The organism is Vallitalea sediminicola, assembly GCF_054408565.1.
On sequence record NZ_BTPT01000030.1, the window covers coordinates 56,082 to 75,068 of the forward strand.

The following is an 18,987-nucleotide window of genomic DNA, read 5'->3' on the forward strand; positions in this document are numbered from 1 at the left end:
CACTTTTATAATTTTTATAGATTAATCAAATCAATAAATGCCCAATGAAATTGAATAAATAGCCTGTTATCAATATACCTATACCAGTTACAATAACAAACCAAACTATTAACTTGGGTTTTATTACCTTTCTAAGAAGAACCAACTCAGGTGCGGATAGAGCTGTTACCGCCATCATAAATGCAAGTGCTGTACCAATACCAACACCTTTCCCAATAAGTGCCTGAGCAATAGGAATTGTACCCATAGCATTTGAATAAAGTGGGATACCACATACAACTGCAATAAGTACAGCGAAAGGATTATTATCACCTGCATACTGAGCAAGAAAATCTTCAGGTACCCATCCATGTATTGCTGCTCCTATTCCAATACCTATTATTAAGAATAACCAAATTCGTTTAACTATATCTCTTACATTTTGAGCAGCAAATGAAATTCTTTCATTTATAGTTAATTTCTTCAGGTCGATCTGTGCTACTTTTGTGTTATATACATACTCTTCTACTTGTTTTTCCATCTTCATTTTTCCAATAATAAGTCCACCAAGGACTCCTACGATTACTCCTGTAATTACATAGATAACGGCTAATTTCCAACCAAATAAACCTAGCAATATAATAAAAGCAGCTTCATTTACAATTGGTGATGTAATAAGAAATGAAAATGTAAGTCCCAATGGCACTCCTGCTTCTACAAAACCTATAAAAATAGGAACAGATGAACAGGAGCAAAAAGGAGTGACAATACCTAAAAGTGAAGCCATTATATTACCTTTAATACCATTAAACTTAGCAAGAATTCTTTTTGTTTTTTCTGGTGGAAAATAACTGCGAATATATGAAATCAAAAATATCATTATACTTAACAAAATAATAATCTTGATAGTATCGTAGATGAAGAAATGTATACTACTTCCCCATTTACTTTCCATAGATAATCCAAATAATTTAGTTACAAAAAATTGTGCCAAATGATCTAACCAATTAAACATGACTATACCTCGCTATTAAGTAATTTATTAATCTCTGTCCTTACTAATTTATTCACTAACGTAATAATATCTTTAACTTCATCGTGCTTTATATTATATATAACCTTGTTACCATCTTTTCTGGTAGTAACTACATCTGCATCTTTTAGAAGTTTTAGATGTTGTGACATATTAGCTTGTGAATACTCATTATCATCACATAGTTCACATACACATCTTTCTCCATCAAATAGCTTTTTTACTATTTCAAGCCTTACCGGATGTGCCAATGCTTTTAACACATTAACTTCCATTGTATCAATCTTCATTAGTTACCTCCTTAAGTATATAATAATATTCTTATATAGTTATTTACTAATATTATATGTTTGTTTAGTTATTTTGTCAATATAGAATTTGAGTGTATTTCATAATGATAATATTATTTGTGCAAGTAGGTCAGTAAAATTGTTCTGTTCTGACTTGGTTTTTGCAAAAAAGTGAATTACGAATTACACGCAACTCACTTTTTATATTATTTCACATTATCGAGAAACATAAAATTATCAATAATTTATTTTTCCCTTACTACACCAGTTTCAACGGCTTTTTGTGTGACTGCTTCTGCTACCGCTTGTACTACACGTTCATCAAAAGGTGATGGTACAATATAATCTTCACGAAGTTCTTTTTCATCAATCACGGAAGCAATAGCATAAGCAGCCGCTAATTTCATTTCTTCATTTATTTTTTTAGCTCCTACATCTAGAGCTCCTCTAAAGATACCAGGAAAAGCTAAAACGTTATTTATTTGATTAGGATAATCACTTCTACCAGTACCTATTATTCTGGCTCCTGCTTCTTTTGCTTCTTCTGGCATAATCTCTGGCACTGGATTTGCCATTGCAAATACAAAAGGATTATCATTCATAGACTTAATCATCTCTTTGGAAACTATATTGCCAGCGGATACACCAACAAATGCATCTGCATTTTTCATGGCTTCGGCTAGATTACCTTGGACATCTTCCTTGTTAGTTATTGCAAGTATCTCTTTCTGCAAGAAATCCAAGTTCTCACGTTTGGAATTGATTATTCCATCTATATCTACAGAAATAATATCCCCTACTCCATAATTATGAATCATACGGACGATAGAACTACCTGCCGCTCCTGCACCACTAACAACAACTTTTAATTCTTTTGGGTCTTTACCTGTTAATTTACAAGCATTAAGCAATGCAGCAGTTACAATTATAGCAGTACCATGTTGGTCATCATGGAACACTGGAATCTCTAATTCTTCTTTTAATCTTCTCTCGATTTCAACACATCTTGGAGCAGATATATCTTCTAGATTAATCCCACCAAGTGAAGGAGCTAGATTCTTGCATATATTGATTATCTCTTCTGTTTCTTGTGTATCCAAACATAATGGAAACGAATCAACGTTACCAAATTTCTTAAAAAGTATTGACTTTCCTTCCATAACAGGTAATGCAGCTTTTGGTCCAATATTACCTAATCCAAGAACCGCTGAACCATCAGTTATAACTGCAACCATATTACCCTTAGAAGTATATTTATATATATTATTTTCATCTTCAGCAATTTTTCTACAAGGTTCTGCAACTCCAGGCGAGTATGCAAGACTCAGTTCTTCCTTATTAGATACTTTTACTTTTGAAACAATTTCGATCTTTCCTTTATTCTTTTCATGCATTTCAAGTGATTTCTCGTATATATCCATTGTACGCCTCCTGATAATGTTTTAAGTTATTTTTGCTATTTGTTGTTGTATTTTATATTACAAATAATGTATACTATAGTATAAAAGCAATTATGGGTTAAAGAATAAAAGAGGCTATGCCTCATTATTCTCATTATAGTATAACCCAGCTTACTAATCAATGTTAAATAAACTTGCGTATACTAAAAAGTAAATACTTTGAAAAGAGGAAATGTAATGGAAACCATATCTATTGATAAATGTCTGCATATGGATAGAGTTATTTTCATAGATGTTAGAACTACTAAGGAATTCGAAGAAGGAACAATACCAGGAGCTGTCAATGTACCTATCTTCAATAATGAAGAACGTGAATATCTTGGACATACTTATAAAAATGTTAATAAAATAACCGCAAAAGAAGAAGGTTTTGAAATAGCCGCTCATAAGCTACCAGAGATCTATGCTAAAATTAAGAAAGTAGCAAAAGGTTATAGTAAAATAGTTATATTTTGTTGGAGAGGCGGACTAAGAAGCAAGTCTATCGCTACAGTCATATCTTTGATGCATCTTCCCGCTTATCAGTTAGAAGGCGGATACAAAGCATATAGAACATATATTCTAAAAGACTTTGACCGTAGAACAACCCTTCCTTCTCCATACATTGTTTTACACGGATACACTGGCTGTAGTAAGACTTTGTTGTTAAAAGCTTTAGAAAAAGCTGACATGCCTATACTTGACCTTGAAGGATTAGCTAACCATCGTGGCTCAGTGTTTGGCGGCGTAGGTTTAGGTGAACAACCTCCCCAAAAAGCCTTTGAATCTTGGGTTTATGATAAAACTGTATCTTTTAATGATTCCCTTGTATTTGTTGAAGCAGAAAGCACTAAAATAGGCAAAAGAGTTGTCCCAACATATGCTATCAATCATATCAAAACAGGTATCCACGTACTTGTCAATCTTGACAAGGAAATTAGAATTCAGAGATTGTTAGATGATTACATGGAAACCAATGGTACTTTTGAAGAAAATTTATCTTTTATAAAAAACTCGCTCACCACAATAAAATCATATATGTCCAATCATGATTATAACTTGATGAATGAATATATTGAAAAAGAAAATCTTCATGATTTTGTGGGTCTTCTACTTGATAATTATTATGACCCTATGTACAAAAAATGGAAAAAATATTATGGTACTTTTGATTATGAAGTTGATTCTAGTGATATAGATACAGCTGTTAAAGAATTGATTGAAATATTTAACAAAGAAAGTAAAATACCTAGAAAAACTTTATAATCATAAATTCAACTTGACATTATATATTGTCCTCCTGTATAATTCAATATTGACAATAGAATAAGCATAATAGAGGCGCAGAGATTATTAGTAATCATAACCAGTTTGGCAAGCGATAACGTATGATGAAAGGATGATCTGCCGAAGCATTATTATCTGCCAAGAGATAATGTTGGAGTTAAGTTTAACAGACTTATCACTCTCACTACCAAGTAGTGAAGGCGCTATTATTTGAATAAGATACTTTCAGACAATAGTGTAGACTATTGTCTTTTTTAATTTAGAGAAACTTTACTGTTTAATAAAATTATTAGGAGGATATTATGGAACTATTTTTAAGTTTAGTACCCGCAATTATCATGATTGTTTTAGTTATTATAACTAAAAAAGTTATCATGTCTCTATCTGTTGGAATTATTATAGGCTCCCTCATTGCTCATGGTTTTAATGTATTAGATACAATATCATACATAGCTACTACAGTTTGGGGAATCATAACAGATTTTTCTTGGCACATGCCAATAGTCGGTTTTTTGTTGTTACTAGGTATAATTACAACTCTTTTGACTATTACTAATTCAACAAAAGCTTTTGCTGATTTTGCTGTTTCCAAAATAAAAAATAAGCAAGCAGCACAAATTGTTGCTTGGATTCTAGGTATTGTCATATTTATTGATGATTATTTCAATGCTCTAGTTATCGGGGAAATTTCAAAACCTATTACAGACCGTTATAGTATCAGTCGTGCGAAACTCTCATATATCATTGATTCAACAAGTGCTCCTGTTGTTATATTATTACCTATCTCTACATGGGGAGCTTACATAATAGGTACACTAACAGGTGTTTTCAAAAAAGTAGGTTATACTGCAACCACAGGAACTGGTGCTTATTGGCGAATGATTCCTATGCAGTTTTACGCTATCGTAGCACTTATAATGGTATTTATAGTTATAAAATTCAATATAAACATTGGTAAAATGAAAATATATGAAAAAAAAGCTGAAGAAGGAAATGATATCAGCTGTTCCAAATCAGCAGAAGATATTTCTCATGTTCAGGCAGTTACTAACAAAGGTTCTAAGTGGGCATTAATAATCACTATCCTATCACTGATCATCCTAATCTTAGGTGGTATGTTATATGAAGCCAATTGGGACATTAGTCAAATGTTAACTGTAGATATTACTCTTCCACTCTTCCGTGGTTCTGTAATCACTACAATCATAGCAACTATATTTGCTATATCCACTGGTGAAGTTGCGGGAAAGCATCTTTTCCGTGCTGCTAAGGCAGGTATCCGTTCTATGCTTCCTGCATCAATAATATTAATTACTGCTTGGACATTAGTTGATGTTATTGATAAACTTAACACTGGTCAATATTTGGCTACTTGGATTGAAAATTCACAAATGAATCCTGACCTATTGATACCTATTATGTTTATAATTGGAAGTTTCATTGCTTTTATGACTGGAACCAGCTGGGGAACTTTTGGTTTATTATTACCGATTGTTGGTAAGATATTAGCTGCAACTGACCCTTCAATGATGTTACCAGCTATGGCAGCCGTATTAAGTGGTGCTATCCTTGGAGATCATTGCTCACCAATAAGTGATACAACAGTACTCTCTGCTACAGGAGCTCAAGCAAAACTGGATGCTCATTTTACATCCCAATTGCCCTATGCTTTAATAGCTGGGCTTATATCCTTCATAGCGTTTATCGTGTATGGATTTACTAAAAATCTATTACTCTGCTATGCTGTTATAATCGTTGAGTTTATAATATTTATTTGTATTACAAAAAAAATCATGAAACCCGTAGAATAGAATAGGTATTAATAATTTATGAAAAAAGGACAAATCTCATGAAAATACAATGAGAGATGTCCTTTTTAGTTTGACTCTGTTAATGTTAATTTATTTTACCTCATAAAAATGTTCTACCTTAACCAATGTATTTGTAGCTACGTGTCTAAGTGTCAATAAAACTATATTATAATGTTTCTTATTGTTTATATCATAATAATACTTACTTTCTTGTTCCTCTATTTGATACTCATCACTTATAGGGTTCTCTGTATTATTCTGTATAGAATACTGTTCGCAAACTGTTTTTTTATTTGTAATAGGTTGTTTATCAACTATGATTGTATTATCAATAATCTTTACAACTTTTTCATTTTCAACAAATACTGTATATGAGCTATTTGTTTCATAATCACCAATTTTATAAATCAAATCAATTATAGAAGAATTATTGTTTCTTTTAGTTAGATAAGTGTTATAATCATCAATATTAAATTGCGAATTTACTTTATCGCTTATAAACGTTGATATGTTACTGTAATCTTCTTTCTCTGAATCAAAAGATAAATCTATGCTTACATCAATTTCCTTCAACTCTTCAATATTTAAAATTTCATCTTTATTTTTCACTGATTTCTTTTCTCCAAAATTATCATTATTGATAGAGAAATTTGCTTTATCTTTACTATTCATTATGACTAAATCTTCATTACCTTTTATTACCACAGTTTTAACATTATTATCAGTGTATGTAAAACCATTAGCATAATCAACAGCTTCTTTTACACTCTTTCCCAAAGCTAATTCATTTGTGTAACGTGATAACCACCTTGAAAAAGATCTAGTCCCTACTGATTTTTCCCAACCAACAGCTGTTTCAGCACCTTCATCAATGGCTCTTATAGTAATATTATCAGTACCTTCTGCAGTTTTACATCCTGCAAATGTTACTAATTTGACTTTTGAAAAATTATAGCTTCTAATTCCTGCAAATTTATATCCTGATGTCAAGCTATCATAATCTTCTCCATAAAAGATACCTGTTTTATAATCACCATCTTTTTTCTTATAATTAAAAGCAACACATTGACTGTTACCATGTCCATCAAAAAATAAAATTTCACTTTCCATTCTTGGCATATCTGTATCTGGATTATAACCTCTCATATATTGAACGGTCGGCTTAATATTATAACGGGAATCATATCCAGCTATACCGAAATCAGTAGATGCATCTTTTGCTATTTGAGATGTATCAATATTATAGTCATACCAATCCTTAGAATAGTTTGTACCAAAGGAATATGCATATTTACTATCTGCACCCATTACTGTCAAGCTATTAGCCATAACCAACAATGAAACAACTAAAACTACTAATTTTTTCATAATAACTTCCCTTTCCTATTACAATTTGATAAAAACTTTATTTCAGTTATTATTATAAATATTTTTGAACCTACTCAAATACCTCCTTTTGTAATTCTCAATCTATTATCTACTATTATATTCTTTATTGTAATTATTGTCCATTATATTCTGCATTTTTAACAATATTAACATTTTATTAAAAATACTTAAAATAAATTGATTATATGTGCCTTTTTACAAAAATAGTGCTAGCAAACAATTTTAGATTACTAGCACCTTGGTTTTATTATAATATTTTAGTTTTTCCCACGTATTTTTCAGTATTCTCTATGTCTTTGAATGCAACTGCAAACATTAGTTTTATACGATTAAGTTGATTCACTTCACTTGCCCCTGGGTCGTAATCTACCGTTAACAGATTAGCTTCTGGATATTTTTCTTTTAACGCTCGTAACATCCCTTTTCCAGTAACATGGTTAGGCAAACAAGCAAATGGCTGCATACATATAATATTTTTCACACCACTTTCAAGTAATTCAATCATTTCAGCTGTTAAGAACCATCCTTCTCCTGCATGATTACCTAGAGAAAGAATATTTTGTGCTCCCCTAGCTAGCTGTCCAATCGTTCTGGAGTTCTTGAATCTATTACTATTTTCTAATGCTTCTCTTTGATGTCTTCTAAAAGCTTCTACATACTTGATGGCAATATCACATGCCAAAGCTTTGACTTTACTTTTACCTAGGTACCTGCTTTTAAACTTAGAATTATATACACTATATAAGAAAAAATCTATTAAATCAGGTACAACAGCCTCTCCTCCCTCTTTCTCAATCATTTTTATTATCTGATTATTAGAGAATGGGTTAAATTTCACAAAGATTTCACCTGTTAAACCTATTTTAGGTTTATTGGTATTATATAGAGGTATTCTATCAAAATCGTTGACTATTCCTCTTATGATTTCAGGTCTAAGTCTACTATCATTAATAATATTATCTATACATATCATTTTCCATTTGTCATGTAATCTTTTTGATGAACCTTCTATTTTTTCATAGGGTCTTGTTCTATATATCAGCTGCATGAAAAGGTCTCCATACAATACAGACATTATCATTCTATTTATCATAGTCAAGTTCAATTTGAATCCTGGATTTTTTTCATAACCAACGGCATTCAATGATAAAACAGGAACATCACCAAATCCAGCGTCTTGTAGAGCTTTTCTGATGATAGCTATATAATTAGTGGCTCTGCAAACTCCTCCAGTCTGAGATATTATCACTGAAGTATTATACCTATCATAGTTACCATACTTAAGTGCACACAGTATCTGTCCAACAATCATGATAGAAGGATAACAGGTATCATTGTTAACATATTTCAAACCTTCTTTTAGCACCTTTTCATTAACATGTGGAAGTATTTTAAGATTATAACCGCAGCTATTTATGGCTTTTTCTAGTAACTCAAAGTGTATTGGAGATAACTGTGGTGCAAGAATCGTGTGAGTTTTTTTCATTTCTTGTGTAAATATTTTCTTCTTATAAAAATCTTTTACATGCTTAGGTCTGATTTGATTGTTATGTCTTTCATCCATTGCTGCTTTTAACGATCTAAGCCTTATTCTAGCTGCCCCTAGGTTATTTACTTCATCTATTTTAATTAATGTGTACAGTTTATTATTATTTTCCAATATTTCAGCTACCATATCTGTTGCTACAGCATCTAGACCACAGCCAAAGGAATTAAGCTGAACTATTTCCAGATAATCTGTTGTTGTTACAAAACTAGCGGCTCTATAAGTTCTTGAATGATACGTCCATTGATCAACCACTCTTAAAGGATTATTTATTTTGCCTAGATGAGCAACAGAATCCTCTGTCAACACAGCCATACCTAAGTTGTTAATGAGCTCTGGTATACCATGATTGATTTCGGGATCTATATGATATGGTCTTCCACATAAAACTATTCCTTTCTTACCAGTTTCCTTCAGATATTCTAAGGTCTCTTCTCCTTTATTTCTAATATCTTCTTTGAAAGCTTCATTTTCATCCCAAGCGATTTTTAATGCTCTCTCTACTTGTTTTTTATCTATTCCATATTCTTTAAAAGTTTCATGGAGTACCTTAGCTAACGCATTTTTATTATCCAGAGTTAAAAATGGGTCCAAGAATTTAATATTCTTCTCTCCAAGTATTTTCATATTGTTTTTTATAACTTCTGGGTAAGAGATTACTAGTGCACAATTTAGATTATTATCGCTTGATGCAAATTCCTTTTTCTCATAAAATATGCAAGGATAGAATATCATATCCACTTGTTTTTGGATAAGACTCATGATATGTCCATGAGTAATTTTTGCAGGATAACACGCTGATTCAGAAGGTATGGTTTCCATACCTTTTTCATATATTTTCTTGTTACTTGGTGGAGATATAATAACTCTAAATCCCAACTCAGTTAAAAAAGTAAACCATAGTGGATAATTTTGATATATATTCATTACTCTAGGTATTCCTACAACCGCTTTTGCTTTATCCCTACTTATTGGTTTATATCTAAATAATCGTTGCAATTTATATTGATATAGATTAGGAAGATCAGCTTTTAAGCTTGTTTTACCGCTTCCTCTCTCACAACGATTACCACTTACGAAACTTCTACCATCCTCAAATTCATTTATTGTCAGCATACAGTTATTGACACATAACCCACATCTACGATGATGAATCTTTCTGTTAAAACTATTTAATTTTTCTTTTGTTAATAGCGTTGTCGTTTCTCCTTCAATATACCTTTCTTTTGCTATTAATGCACATCCGTAAGCTCCCATCATACCAGCTATTTCAGGTCTTACAACTTGTCTATCTGAAATTAATTCAAAGCTTCTAAGAACAGCGTCATTATGAAATGTCCCACCTTGAACTATAATCTTCTTTCCCATTTCTTCTGGGTTCTTTATCTTAATAACTTTTTGTAGGGCATTATTAATTAATGAATATGATAAACCTGCTGATATATCACCAATTGTTGCCCCTTCTTTTTGTGCTTGTTTTACTCTTGAATTCATGAATACAGTACACCTTGACCCAAGATCAACGGGTTCTTTTGCATAAAGAGCTTTTTCACTGAAATCTTCTACTGTTAGATTAAGAGATTTTGCGAATGTTTCTAGAAAAGAACCACATCCTGAGCTACATGCTTCATTGAGCATAATATTCTCTATTACACCATTCTTGACTTTCAGACATTTCATATCTTGTCCACCAATATCTAATATGAATTCAACTCCTGGTAAAAATCGTTCTGCGGCTTTGTAATGTGCTATTGTTTCAATTTCTCCTATATCTATCTTTAACGCACTTTTGATTAAACCTTCTCCATAACCTGTAACAGCAGTTTTAACTATAGTGACCCCATCTGGCAATTGATTATAAATATCTTTTACTATATCTATAACAATTTTTAATGGTCGCCCCTCATTACTGTTATAATAACTATACAATATCTCATGGTTATCTCCCATTAAGATTATTTTTGTAGTTGTTGACCCAGCATCTATACCCAAATAGCAATTTCCACTGTATGATGACATATCTTTTCTAGGTATACTATCTGTTATATGTCTTTTTCTAAATTCATTCAACTCATCATTATCTTTAAATAATGCCCTTAATCTTTTTACTTGATAATCATTACTTTTATCTAATTCCCCTAACCTGCTATATAACTCTTTCGTTGTTATGGAATTATCTTTTACAGAGTTAATCGCAGCACCTATGGCAATAAAATAATGTGAATTAAAAGGAAAAATGATTTGTTCTCCTTGCAGATCAAGAGTTTCTTCAAATCTCTTTCTAAGTTCTGACAAAAAATAAAGTGGACCTCCTAGAAAAGCAACATTACCTTTTATAGGTCTTCCACATGCTAAATTACTTATTGTTTGAGTTACAATGCTCTGGAATATAGATACAGCTATATCCTCTTTTGCTGCTCCTTCATTAAGCAATGGTTGTATATCACTTTTTGCAAATACACCGCATCTTGCTGCAATAGGATATATATTATTGTATTCTTTAGCCAATTCATTAAGTCCCTGTGGGTCAGTTTTTAATAGTGAAGCCATCTGGTCTATGAAAGCACCTGTACCTCCAGCACAAGTACCATTCATTCTCTGTTCAACTCCATTAGTAAAATATATTATTTTGGCATCTTCTCCACCAAGTTCAATAGCCACATCTGTTTCAGGTGCAAGATTTTCTATAGCTATACTGCAAGAAATAACCTCTTGAACGAAAGGTATATCAAGTCTTTCTGATATGCCTAGCCCAGCGGAACCGCTTATATTGATTGTTACATTACTGTTATTATACTTATCGTATATTTCACCAATAAACTCTTTAACACTTTCTTTTATGTCAGAATAATGTCTTTTATATTTACAAAATATTATTTTTTTATTTTGATTCAATACTACAATTTTAATAGTTGTAGAACCAATATCAAATCCAACATGTAAGTTTTTTCCCAAAATAAATCTCTCCTATTTCTACATTTTGGTTTACCACTCAATTGGTTTCACCATCATATAGATAATTCCCTTTTTTATAGGAACTTATAATAGGAGAGCTATAATTATTTAATTCAACTTATCTAGCTACTTTTGTAACTAATTTTTCTATTACATCATTTACATTAGATGCCATATCATCTTGTTCTTCTGTGAGACTACCTAGTTTCTCTATTTGGTTGTTAATATTTTCATTCTCAACAGATAGAGATTTCAATAATCCAGATATCTCATCAGCAAACATTTTAGTGTTATCCGATAGTTTTTGTACTTCGTTAGCTACAACAGAGAAACCTCTACCATGTTCACCTGCTCTTGCAGCTTCAATATTAGCATTTAACCCTAATATCTTGATTTGTTGTGTTATATGATTAACAGAATTAATTATTTGATCTGTTTGGGTTATGTACTGTTTTGATTCATTTGAAGAATGTACTAGATTATGACTCACATCATTAAGAAGTTTTGTCGTAGTAGAAACTTTATCCATTTCATTTTTCAATACTTCAGTTGTATTATTAATTATATCCAATTGATTGTTGAGCTGGTCACTTATTGATACTTGTTTGTCAACGATTCTCATCATCAATTCTGCCATCTTTGAATCAACCATCTGTTTTTGAGGAAATTTATCTTTCACAGCATCAGCAAGTTCTTTAATTCCAGTTGCTTCTATTATAACATCAATACTATTGTCAATATTACTCATGTCATCAGTATAATTGATGCCGTATTTTTTTGCTAATACTATTCCTGGTGCATCGTAATTCTTATCAATCACTAATCCAATAATTACATTGTCCATTTCCTTAAATAACTTAAGTAATTTAGTCCCACCGTTTCCTGCACCAATAATTGCTACTTTCATTTGTTCCCTTCCCTTCCTAAAAATTAATAATAGATTTTTAGTTCAATATATATATTAATCATCATTTGCAACTATAACAATACATCAATATATTACATTCGTCAATACGTAAAAACAACCACCTTTCGGTGGTTGCCTTAGAACTAATTCTTATTTAATTATTACTATTTCGCTAGGATTTGAAATCTTAATACTATCTTTCACTTTGTTTCCTAAAACAATTGTTCCATCTGCTTTATAAGTCCCTGGTGTAATAACTCTTGCATAATAGTATAATTCTTCATCATAGTCATAATTCTTACTAATATACATGGTTACTTTTTGCCCTTCAACATCCTTATAATAATACCTGCCGTCATTATTAAGACCAAAATTTCTAGAACTTTCAATAGGTACTAGACCTGATGGAGCAAAATCAGTTACTGCATAATAGTTATCAATAGCCTTTTTATCAATATCTACATCTATTACTACTTTCACTATATCAGATTGATTGAATGTATTAGTTTTCTTGCCTGTAGCATAATTATAGTATTCTTTCATAATTTTTATGTTATCATCTTGTTTCATACCATTAATAACTTCTTTATCATAAACCGCTATTAATGCTACGTCTCCCTCTACACTCTTAACACTGAACTGATCAATATTGATAGATGGTACATCTATATTTATAGGCCAACCGTCTTTTATAACTTTTTCATAACTTTTACCTTGATAAGTATATACGACCTTTGGCTCTTCTTTACTTACTTTTTCCATTTCATTACTGATATAAGTTAATTTTTCACTGTTTACCAATATCTCCTTGGAATAAGTGGTGGTTACATACTCATAATACAAATCTTTATCATCCATATCTAGATTTGAAGCTAACAGCATCATAAGAGCTGTATACTCTAGATATTTATCTTCTGATTTCCCATATTTAATACGTTTTACTGTTTTATATTCTTCTTCATATTCAGCTATATATTTATTGTATATATTATTTGCTTTATATCTATCACCAAGTTCGCTATAAGTAAGTGCTAGATATAGATAATCTTTTAGATTAAGGTTAGATATTCCCTCTATCTTCTGAATATCCAATAATACTGGCTCATCTAAAACCGCTAATCCATAAAGGGCTGCTACTTTATTTCTACTTTTATCATTACCTAATTCGTTGTATAGATATTTCTTGATTTTTTCTTTGTTGATGTCATCTTTTATTATAGGTAATAATTTAACAGTTGTTTCTATATCGCTTTTGGCATATGGAAGTATTGCATACCCACCATCATTTACTTGATAATCAGATAATTTAACCTCATCTTTTAAAATATCTTTCATACCAAATGTGTTAGTTAATATTTCGCTTGCCTTATATGCCAAATATTTTTGGTCTATTCTCTTGCCGCCACTATACATAAGTGAATATAGATCCGGTATGAATTTACCTCTTCCTTTATCAACCATTGTTAAATTAGTGATACCTTTGTTATTTGTCTTGATTTTCATATCTTTGACTAAGTCATAATAATCAGCAACTTTCATTTCGTGGTATGTCTTTACTACATTTATTGTCTGTTTAATACCATCAGTATGACCCGAGTCAGAGATTGCTTTTACTACTATATCATAAGCTCCTTCATCCTCCATCTCCCATAGAGGAATATTAACTCTTTCAAAAGCTTTTCCAGTAGCTGTTACTTGATAATCCGTTCCTTCTGCTGTTACTTGATATTTAATATCTTCGCCTTCTTTTAATTCTTTTCCATATACACTAACCCCGATATATGGTTTATCCCCTACTAAATAAGTCTTGTTAAGACTTGTGTTGATGAAATATGGTAATGATACTATAAGTTCTTCTTTATTAGACCCAGCTTTCAATGTTTTGGAGATACCTGCAAATGTCATACGCCATGACGTTACATTATCAGGTAATTTAAATGTGAATGTTCCCTCACCGTTTTCATCCAATTTTATTGTCCTGAACAACGCAGTATCTTTAAACACGGATCTAACATAAACATCAGCTGAATCAGATTTGGTATTCATCATCATTGCAGATTCACTAACAGCTTCATCACAACATTTATCTGTATCCATAGTAAATCTTAATCCAAAATGGTTCATGTTATTACTCATGTTGTTATGAGAACCATAAGTGCTGCCAATACCTCCCTGAACCCATTGGTATAATTCTTCTAATGTATCTATTTCATTATCATTTAATTTCAGTAATGCTTCGTCAACTAGACTAGCATTTACATATACATCTGTTACAGGTATATTTTTATTTTCTTCTTTTGAATAGACCACGGCTTTCAATGAGACTTTACACAAATCTCCAGGTTTATAGCTTTCTTTGTCTGTCTCAGCAGTAAATATGATTCTATTTTTTTCAAAATCTAATCTTGGGGAAAAACTCTCTGCTTCTACGTAAGTTTTTCCATTAAAATATATTCCCCTAATCTCTACATTTGGTATAGAAATTTCATCAAATATTTTATTATACTCTGGAGAATTAATGACTTCATAATCTTTTATCCCATTTTGTGCTGTCACATATAGATAACTACCTTCTTCTAATAATTCATCATTATTGACAAACTTGATTTTCATTTCTTCGTTAACATCATAAGACTTTTTATCTGATTTCAACATATAGTGGTCTTCTATATTTTCATTTGACCTAGGAGGATTAGACATTCTAGAATTTCCAAAATATTGGTCAAATTTCATTTTTCTACCTTTAGAATCAACTGTGTTTAATTCTGCGGTATAATAACAATCTTTTACATCTGGTAATTCAACTTTTATTTCTGCCTTTCCTTCTTTGTTTGTTACTAACACGACATCTTTGATTTTAGTTGTTTCCTTATAATATTCATAGTTCTTTCTTACAACTTTATTAATGAAGTCATAGTATTCACCAATCTCTTTTTTCTTCCACTCATTTTTGTATACTGTTCCTGTTATCTTTTGACCTTCTTTAGCTTCACCTAAATAATCATTATAATCTTTGGCAGTATCATTATTCAGCCTAGTCAAATCGTATTTATTTACTTGAACAGCTAGAGTTCCTTCTTTTCCTTCTATATTGCTATCAATATCCACATTAATATCATTTATGAATACTCTTACTTCTTCATTTCCATAGATTTCACCCGATTCAGGAAGCTGTGCATATGCATTCATTCTAATATTTTGAATTCCTTGGGTTCCTTCTATATATTTTGGCGTATAAGAAACACTAACATTTCCTTTTTTATTTGAAGTCTTTGTTCCATTTTCACGATCTAATCCATTGATATTATAATTCACATCTAAATTAGATACAGGCGTTCCTTCAAAAAATAATGTGTCAATGTCAAAATCCACTTTTTCATTAAGGAATATTGCTTCTTTATCTTTTGATAACTCAATTTTATAAGCCGGTTTTACATAATTCTTTACCTCAATGTAACTAGTAGATATGATCTGCTCTTTATTTTTAACAGATATTTGATAACTACCTTCATCTAGATTAGGTAATTGGATTTTACCATTATAGAAACCATTATCAGTTTTCATAGTGATTGTTTCATATGGCATATCATCAGAAAATGGTAGGTAATCCCAGTAGAACCATCCACCTTGTGATATTTCTACAGTGATATCTTCAATATTTTCATCTTCATATCTATTCTGTAAAAATCCCCAAAATTCTACTGTATCATCTGGCTTATACAAACCTCTATCAGTTTGGAAGTATTTCCAATAATACTTGCTTGCCGAGTCTCCACCATAATTAGCAAAGTCTACTAAAATTGCACTTTTGTTACCTGCTTCTATTTTATATATACTATTTTCTGTTTTGTCATCATTATTTGTATTGATTTCAACAATACCATCTTTATTACTTTTATAAGTTTTTTTTCCTTTATATAATGTAACAACACCATCTTTTACTGGCTTTCCTGTCTTTAGATCATTCAACCATATGATGTTTTTACTATCATTTGATAAATTATCAGAATTTGCTTTTGCATTTACACCTTCGTAAAGAATGAAATCTCTTTCACCAGAACTCATATAGTAAAAACTTAGATCTGTCACTTGTATAAATGTTTGGAAAGTAATATCTTCCCAGTGACAATCTACTATATAATAACCACTAGGTAATTTTTCAGGTAGATTCAGGAACTGTTGATTATAATTTTCTTTCTCAATAGGTTGTTCAAAAGTCATTGCTTTTGATAGTCCCTTTGTTTCGATTTTCTCATCTTCATAACCAAAATATGACCATCTAGGTATTCTATTAAACTTGTTTATTGCCTCTGCAAAGTCATCCATAGATTTATAAGCATAAACATCAACTGATATTGGTTTCTCAGCTTTTTTATCATTATAAATATAATAATCCATTGGAATCATTGGCTTTTCTGATGTTGCAAATTCATTTATTATATTTCTAAAATTAAAATAACCATCTGGTTCTTTATATTCATCATTTTTCTTGGCAGCTGTTTCAAAACTAAAAACATAATCGACTTCTAATACTTGTTCTGATTCCTTTAGTTTCAATCCTTTTTTCAAGGTCACAGTATATAATGTTTTTGGTTCCAATCCACCTTTTGGAGCGAAAACAACAACATTTCCATGAGATTCAAATTTTCCATTTACTTTAGGAGTAATCTCTAAGAATTCATTTACATCAGCACCCTCATGACTAAAATAAAACTCTATTCCTGTATTAGTTGGAACATTAACAGATTCATTACGTGGTAATACACCCAATAATGAGAAGCTAGACATTGTTTGGAATGTCCAAGTTATATCTTTAAAACTAAATGTATACAGATTGTTTTTTTCTAACTCCTTACTAAGAGTTATTATAAAACCTTCTTCAACTTTTTTAACCTTAAATTCTAGTTCTTCATTAATTTTCAAACCTTTATTAATTTCATCAAGTGTTAAACTTTGGTTATCTTCTACTTTTAATAAAAATGTTGTTTTTGTATCAATTCCTGTACTATCAAACTTTTGCGGTATAAGTGCATATCCATTTCTAAATTCCTCTGCGTTTACATCAATTCCTTTATATACCATACTACCATTAAATAAAGTTATAAAAAGTACAGCCATCAATACTAAACTTATTACTTTTTTCTTCATTATATTTATTCCCCTTTCTTAACTATAATTAGTTAATTAAAGCTTAGTAAATGGCAATAATGTCATTTATTTTTAACTTATATATCTTAGACGTAAACATTTAGAAAAAGTTCCATATTTTGATAAAAATATAATAAAATATTGAATTAGTTAATGGATATGCTGATTATAAGTATTTTTCCATCCTTATGTCTTCTCTCCACTTACCATTATAATAAACAAAATTTTTATTCTAGCAAATTCTTCATAGCCGATTTTTTTATAAAAAGCCCTAGCTCGTTCATTATATTCAAATACACCTAATTCAATACGTTTCATTCCTAATCTTCTGCACTCATTTTCTAGAAAATCCATAGCTGACTGAGCGATACCTTTACCTCTATATTCTTTTTCACCTATGCAGATACTAATCCACCCTGTGTTTTTTTCTTTTTTCTTGAGATGTGGTGGATCAATCATAATAGATAAGTCTCCAATAGGTTTTGTATCATCTTTTATTAGATAAATATGTTTATCGGTGCCTTTAGCTGATTTACATAAATCTTCTGGGTGACGATTAGGCATTTCACCCTCCTTTAAGTTAGCTCCAATAAAATATTTTATCTCTGGGTCATTGCTCCATTTTGCAATGTATTCAAATGGTTCAACTTTTGTTTTGTCTACTTCTTCAAATGTTATCTTCATAAGTTTTCCTCTCATAATCTTTAATGATTAATATTATAACATTTAATTATATTATGGTTAAGGCTTAAATATTCAATCAGTTGAATATCATAAATTAAATACTTTCTTAGCATTATTATAAAAAACATCTTGATAATATTTTTTTGGAATAAGTTTTTTAATAAATCTAATATATGCCTGGGTATCTACCAATGGCCAATCCGAACCATATAATATTTTTTTATAATCATTTGTATATACTATTGCTCTTTTAATATGGTTCATGAAAAGTTTTTGTTTCATCATTAATCTCACCTGTTTTTTGTCCCCAACAATCAAACCTGAAATATCTGCATATACATTAGGATTCTTATATAATACCTCTGCACAATCCATAACCCAGGGATCTCCCATATGAGCTATAACAAAATTAATATCTCTATGGATATTGGCTATTTCATCCACCTCTATTGGCTGTGAATATTTCAAAAGACCTCTTTCTGAATAAGTATCTCCCGAATGAATTACGACAGGTAATTC

General features: G+C 30.8%; 11 protein-coding genes and 1 riboswitch. Of the genes, 2 read left to right on the plus strand and 9 right to left on the minus strand.

Going from position 1 to position 18,987, the window contains the following annotated elements:
• Nucleotides 1–25: 25 nt before the first annotated feature.
• The 3 genes from ACX6CF_RS14020 to ACX6CF_RS14030 form a co-directional block, all read right to left on the minus strand.
• Nucleotides 26–994, minus strand: coding sequence for a permease (locus ACX6CF_RS14020; RefSeq protein WP_458785968.1), 969 nt, complete (start codon nucleotides 992–994; stop codon nucleotides 26–28).
• A 2-nt stretch (nucleotides 995–996) separates the two neighbouring features.
• A complete protein-coding gene (locus ACX6CF_RS14025) occupies nucleotides 997–1,302 on the minus strand; it encodes an ArsR/SmtB family transcription factor (protein WP_458785969.1) in 306 nt (101 codons plus the stop codon).
• 245 nt (nucleotides 1,303–1,547) lie between these two features.
• The gene (locus tag ACX6CF_RS14030) at nucleotides 1,548–2,723 is read right to left on the minus strand and encodes an NAD(P)-dependent malic enzyme (protein ID WP_458785970.1); all 1,176 of its coding nucleotides are present in this window, start codon (nucleotides 2,721–2,723) and stop codon (nucleotides 1,548–1,550) included.
• 216 nt (nucleotides 2,724–2,939) lie between these two features.
• Here ACX6CF_RS14030 and mnmH point away from each other — a divergent pair, with 216 nt between their 5' ends.
• Both mnmH and ACX6CF_RS14040 read left to right on the plus strand, forming a co-directional pair.
• Entirely contained in the window at nucleotides 2,940–4,007 is a 1,068-nt protein-coding gene (gene mnmH / locus ACX6CF_RS14035; protein WP_458785971.1) for a tRNA 2-selenouridine(34) synthase MnmH, read from the plus strand.
• 62 nt (nucleotides 4,008–4,069) lie between these two features.
• Nucleotides 4,070–4,242: riboswitch (Lysine riboswitch) on the plus strand.
• Between the two features lie 88 nt (nucleotides 4,243–4,330).
• Nucleotides 4,331–5,839: a Na+/H+ antiporter NhaC family protein gene (locus ACX6CF_RS14040; RefSeq protein WP_458785972.1), complete on the plus strand. Its 1,509-nt coding sequence runs from the start codon at nucleotides 4,331–4,333 to the stop codon at nucleotides 5,837–5,839.
• A 90-nt stretch (nucleotides 5,840–5,929) separates the two neighbouring features.
• Here the strand turns inward: ACX6CF_RS14040 and ACX6CF_RS14045 are convergent, their stop codons facing one another.
• The 6 genes from ACX6CF_RS14045 to ACX6CF_RS14070 form a co-directional block, all read right to left on the minus strand.
• Nucleotides 5,930–7,207: a hypothetical protein gene (locus tag ACX6CF_RS14045; protein WP_458785973.1), complete on the minus strand. Its 1,278-nt coding sequence runs from the start codon at nucleotides 7,205–7,207 to the stop codon at nucleotides 5,930–5,932.
• A gap of 268 nt (nucleotides 7,208–7,475) precedes the next feature.
• Nucleotides 7,476–11,729: an acyl-CoA dehydratase activase-related protein gene (locus ACX6CF_RS14050; RefSeq protein ID WP_458785974.1), complete on the minus strand. Its 4,254-nt coding sequence runs from the start codon at nucleotides 11,727–11,729 to the stop codon at nucleotides 7,476–7,478.
• 118 nt (nucleotides 11,730–11,847) lie between these two features.
• Complete coding sequence (locus tag ACX6CF_RS14055) at nucleotides 11,848–12,636, minus strand: methyl-accepting chemotaxis protein (RefSeq protein WP_458785975.1); 789 nt, start codon at nucleotides 12,634–12,636, stop codon at nucleotides 11,848–11,850.
• A gap of 150 nt (nucleotides 12,637–12,786) precedes the next feature.
• The gene (locus ACX6CF_RS14060) at nucleotides 12,787–17,784 is read right to left on the minus strand and encodes an Ig-like domain-containing alpha-2-macroglobulin family protein (protein WP_458785976.1); all 4,998 of its coding nucleotides are present in this window, start codon (nucleotides 17,782–17,784) and stop codon (nucleotides 12,787–12,789) included.
• A 186-nt stretch (nucleotides 17,785–17,970) separates the two neighbouring features.
• On the minus strand, nucleotides 17,971–18,468 hold the full coding sequence (locus tag ACX6CF_RS14065) for a GNAT family N-acetyltransferase (protein WP_458785977.1): 498 nt from the start codon (nucleotides 18,466–18,468) through the stop codon (nucleotides 17,971–17,973).
• Between the two features lie 87 nt (nucleotides 18,469–18,555).
• On the minus strand, nucleotides 18,556–18,987 hold a 432-nt coding region (locus ACX6CF_RS14070), incomplete at its 5' end, for an amidohydrolase family protein (protein ID WP_458785978.1).

Coding starts and splice junctions, on each gene's coding strand:
- ACX6CF_RS14025 (WP_458785969.1), bottom strand. CDS start 1,302: ATGAAGATTGATACAATGGAAGTTAATGTGTTAAAAGCATTGGCACAT.
- ACX6CF_RS14055 (WP_458785975.1), bottom strand. CDS start 12,636: ATGAAAGTAGCAATTATTGGTGCAGGAAACGGTGGGACTAAATTACTT.
- ACX6CF_RS14020 (WP_458785968.1), bottom strand. CDS start 994: ATGTTTAATTGGTTAGATCATTTGGCACAATTTTTTGTAACTAAATTA.
- ACX6CF_RS14060 (WP_458785976.1), bottom strand. CDS start 17,784: ATGAAGAAAAAAGTAATAAGTTTAGTATTGATGGCTGTACTTTTTATA.
- ACX6CF_RS14045 (WP_458785973.1), bottom strand. CDS start 7,207: ATGAAAAAATTAGTAGTTTTAGTTGTTTCATTGTTGGTTATGGCTAAT.
- ACX6CF_RS14065 (WP_458785977.1), bottom strand. CDS start 18,468: ATGAAGATAACATTTGAAGAAGTAGACAAAACAAAAGTTGAACCATTT.
- mnmH (WP_458785971.1), top strand. CDS start 2,940: ATGGAAACCATATCTATTGATAAATGTCTGCATATGGATAGAGTTATT.
- ACX6CF_RS14040 (WP_458785972.1), top strand. CDS start 4,331: ATGGAACTATTTTTAAGTTTAGTACCCGCAATTATCATGATTGTTTTA.
- ACX6CF_RS14030 (WP_458785970.1), bottom strand. CDS start 2,723: ATGGATATATACGAGAAATCACTTGAAATGCATGAAAAGAATAAAGGA.